The following is a 423-nucleotide window of genomic DNA, read 5'->3' as shown; positions in this document are numbered from 1 at the left end:
AGGGGGAGAAGAGAAAGAAAGGAGGAAGGGGGAAGGAGAGGGAGAAAGAAAGGAAGGGAGGGGGAAGGAAGAAAGGAAAGAGAAGAGGAGGAGGGGAAGGAGGAAAGGGAGAAGAAAAAAAGGGGGGAAGAAAGGGGGGGGGGAAAAGAAGAGGGGGGGAGAGGGAGGGAGGGGAGGAAAGAAAGGGAAAAAGAAAAAGGAGAGGGGAAGAAAAGGAGGGGAAAGAAAAAAAGAAGAAAGGGAGGGAAGAAAAAAAGAAGGGGGAAAGGAGAAAAGAGAAGGGAAAGAGGGGGGAAAGGAGGAAAGAAGGAAAGGAGAAAAAAAGGGAAGAAAGGGGGGAAGGAAGGGAAGGAAGAAGAGAAGAGAAAGAGAAAAGGGAGAAGAGAGGGAGAAGGAAAGAGGGAAGGGGGAAGAAGGAGAGGA

1 protein-coding gene is annotated in these 423 nt (G+C 49.9%); it reads left to right on the top strand.

Annotation, left to right across the window (positions count from 1 at the left end):
- Window positions 1–423, top strand: a 423-nt coding sequence (locus KH400_RS29750; protein WP_217228083.1) for a hypothetical protein, incomplete at both ends; no start/stop codon positions are given.

Origin of the sequence: Desertibacillus haloalkaliphilus (genome assembly GCF_019039105.1) — a bacterium.
Taxonomy (GTDB): domain Bacteria; phylum Bacillota; class Bacilli; order Bacillales; family KJ1-10-99; genus Desertibacillus; species Desertibacillus haloalkaliphilus.
The sequence above is the reverse complement of the archived record's forward strand: the minus strand, read 5'-3'. Positions and strand labels throughout refer to the sequence as shown.